The organism is Halanaerobium sp. ST460_2HS_T2 (assembly GCF_003337665.1).
Lineage (GTDB): Bacteria > Bacillota > Halanaerobiia > Halanaerobiales > Halanaerobiaceae > Halanaerobium > Halanaerobium kushneri.
Genome location: NZ_QPJF01000064.1, coordinates 1 through 3,724, shown reverse-complemented (window position 1 = coordinate 3,724; position 3,724 = coordinate 1). Strand labels below are relative to the sequence as shown.

Annotated in this window: 3 protein-coding genes; all 3 read right to left on the bottom strand. The window is 27.4% G+C overall.

The window, feature by feature from the left end:
- Positions 1–188: 188 nt before the first annotated feature.
- A complete protein-coding gene (locus tag DFR80_RS14975; RefSeq protein WP_114490471.1) occupies positions 189–977 on the bottom strand; it encodes a GIY-YIG nuclease family protein in 789 nt (262 codons plus the stop codon).
- A 140-nt stretch (positions 978–1,117) separates the two neighbouring features.
- Entirely contained in the window at positions 1,118–2,722 is a 1,605-nt protein-coding gene (locus DFR80_RS14970; RefSeq protein WP_114490470.1) for an AAA family ATPase, read from the bottom strand.
- A gap of 213 nt (positions 2,723–2,935) precedes the next feature.
- Positions 2,936–3,634: a hypothetical protein gene (locus DFR80_RS14965; protein ID WP_114490469.1), complete on the bottom strand. Its 699-nt coding sequence runs from the start codon at positions 3,632–3,634 to the stop codon at positions 2,936–2,938.
- Positions 3,635–3,724: the final 90 nt, after the last annotated feature.

The following is a 3,724-nucleotide window of genomic DNA, read 5'->3' as shown; positions in this document are numbered from 1 at the left end:
CAGTTAGCGATGATCCAACCCTATCTCTTCTCTCTTCATTGCTGATGTTCAGTTATTATTTCGTATAACGTTCCTGGGATTTGCGCTCGTGCCTGGTTCCGAAGGAACTGGCGTAAAGCTTGCTTTTCCATATCCATGATTGTTTAGATTGCAAGCTTTATGACAGAAGTCATGACGCCAATCCCATGTTATACGATGCAATGACTTGTTATATTGTTCTTAAAAGTTATGTATTGATTAAGTTTAACATCTATAACTTTCCAACCTGCTTTCATCCAAGAATCTGCTTGTATATGACCTCCATTAGCCCACCATGCTCTATATTTATGTGCTGATTCTGGAAGACTATCATTAAGTATATTTTCAATTTCTTTATATGAGAAAGTAATTTTATTACTTTTGCTTTTATTTAAATAGTTTTTAAGACTATTATACTTTTTTTCTGATTTTTCACTATTAAAAAGTTTTAATTCTTTATAATCTTTTGGTATTTTTTTCGATTTTAAATTTCTTCCTTTGGTTTTATTCCAGGAAGGAGAAAATCTTTCAATCAAAAAAGATTCTAAATTATTTTTATCGCTTGTTGGTTTAAAAAATAAATTTATTATTTTATTGTTAGTTACTTCTTTAAAAATTTTATTATTAATTCTGCAGTTCGTTGACTGCCCGCCTTTAAAACAATTTCTAGGTGATATATTTCCATATCCCATATTATATCTTTTAGAAAGATTTTGACATTCTCCAACATATTTAACTTCTTCATCAATAGTTAGAATATATACTCCACTTTTTTTATGTTCATTAGGTATTTTAAATTTGCAAAAAGGACCTTCACCATAGTCATGCAAATCTTTTTGATCTCTTTTAGAATATCTTTTATAAGAAAAATATTTTTTAATTCTATTATTTTTTTCAGTTTTGGGTGAAATTTCTGTTATATGTTCAAAAGGAATTCTTTCAAATTCTTGGATAAACATAATAAACCTCCTAGTCATTGTTTCGTATAACGTTCCTGGGATTTAAGAAGTTCGTGAGGTTTAGGGCGACCGCCCTTACCGAACGAATTTACAATGGAGCGCAGCGGAATCTTCAATCCCATGTTAGGCGAAGTAGCAATTTATAATTCTGGTAAATACATTTTAAAAGCTTGAACTATATCTTCATTTCCTGCTTTAATAATATTTTTAACTTTTGTTGTATAAGTATTTGGTTTAATATCAAAAAACTTTCCTACTTGATTTATTAGACCTTTATGATTAAAAACTTTTAATATTTCTTCATAATTTTTTTCATCAATTAGTTTATTTGCATATATTATTTTCCGTTCATAATAATCATCAAGATCAATTTCTCTAATTAATTCTTGGAAATTATTTTTTATTTCTTCAATATCATTAGCTTTTCCATTAAATCCATTTAGAATATAATTTACATGGGCGGATGTAGCTTCTGTAGCATATACTTCTTTAAATTTATTAAACTCATCATATATCCAACTATGAATATCATCAACAATATCTTCAGGCGAAGGTTCACAAAATTGTCTAGCAACTTGTAATAAAACTTCATCAATAAGAAATAAATTTTCTACTTCAGATACATCTGGAGAATAAATATCTTTTTCTCTGTATGTTTCTAAATGTACTTCAGGTCTATAATCCCTATCAATTATTCCATAACAGTCTAAATTATGTAAAGAATACATATCCCCAAAAGATTTAGTAATTTCAATGACTTTTTTGCAATTTCCAACTGATTTAATCGTAAAATCATTATAAACTAAGTTATATAATTCTTCATCATATGACCCTACTTCTCCTTCAACAAATAATATAGGATCTCTGCTACCTAAAATTTCAAGGTAAATATCTTCAGGAATTTCTTTCTTATCTTTTACTGGATACCAATAAAAATCATTACCATCATAATTATTTAAACAGATTTTTGTTGAACCAGTTCTAGTTGAAGCAAAATCTAGATCATGTGTAAGATATATAAAAATACAATCCGATCTTTCATTTTCTATACTATCCCATAACTCTCTTTGTATTGATTTATGCAAATGTAATTCTGGTTCATCTACAACAATTATTGCATCTTTTGGTGCAGACAAACATTCACCAATTAGATATAAAATAACTCTTTCTCCATCACTCATTTCAGTAGCATTATATTTAATTTCTTCTTCATTAACATATGTTTTTATAGAACTACTAGAAATATATAGCCTTCTATGTGGAATGATTGACTCCCATATTTCTTTAGTAATATCAAGTTTTGATTTTGGAGGTTCAATTCGCTCTTCTGAATTTTTTACTTTCCTTTTATATTCTAACATTTTCTCATAATCATCAGAATATAAAAAGGTTAATAATTTTCCATAATCATTCAATAATGAAGTTGCTGGATTCCCGCTCCACCTCTGATTTTGTTTATAATTAAAATAATTATTTTGATTAACATTTTCATGATAATACCCAATTCTTAATTCCATTAATGATTTTTCTAATGACGTTGGTCTTATATTATTAGGGATTGATAAAGATTTTTGAGCTGAGATTCTATGAACGTTTACTTTTTGAGAAGATTCAAATTCTATCCAAGTTCCAAGTCTTGTTTTACCACTACCGTTTGGACCAACTATAACCAGTGAGTTCTCAATTTCTATTGAATTTGATATATCATCATCAATAGCAGATTTTGGTAAATGCAACTCTCTCATTTTATTCCTCCTTATTGCTATTTCGCCTAACGTTACTGGGATTTGCGCTCGTGCCTGATTCCGTTAGGAACTGGCGTAAAGCTTGCTTTCCACATTTCTTGCTGCTTTAATTGCAAGCTTTATGACAGAGGGCATGGCGCCAATCCCATGTTATCTGAAGTCGAATAATTATTAATTTATCTTTCTTTTATATTTTATTTATATTTTAAAGTACTAATTTTTAGAGTTCAGTTTGCATGATAAAACGTCTTTTACTAATTTACGAAGTTCCTGTATTATATTGTTGTCTAACTTATTTAATTTATCCTTACTATGCACAATTTGAGATCTAATATCATAACAATCATCAAAAAAATCTACAGCTAATTTACCATTATACTTTATATTTTGATCTAAATATCTTTTTATTATTTTTTTACAATTATCTTTAATAGAAAGATTTTTGATTTTTCCAATTCTGCTTTTTAAATCGTTTAATTTTTTATCTGAAATTTTATATTTATTTTGGCATTCATTAAGTTTCTTAAATAATTCATTATCAATTAAATCAACAATTTTTTCTTCTTGTTTAACTTTTTTTTCAATAAAAAGTTCAAAAGCACTTATTAAAGTTACGAATTGAGCAGATTTAGAGTATTCAGAAAATGATAAATTTAATAATTCAATGATTGATTTCTCTTTTTTATTTAATTCATAGTTAAGCCCTTCAGTAAAAAAGTTAATAAAAGCTTTCTCATTTTTTATAGCTTTTCCTTTTCCTTCAGTTGAAATTACGATTGAGGTATCTTTTTCATTATAAGCTATTATTTCTTCAATCTCTAAACCATTATTAATATTAATCCCACTCCACTTTAAAGAATCCAAGACTTTCTCTTTAGCATATTTATATGCTTTTTCTTTTGTCTGATGCATTGTTTCTGAAAAGTCAAGTAAATTTTAAAAATACTTTTGTAGTCCCAGGTATTTTATGCAGCTGTTGATTTTCTCTTTCGATTGAGTCGT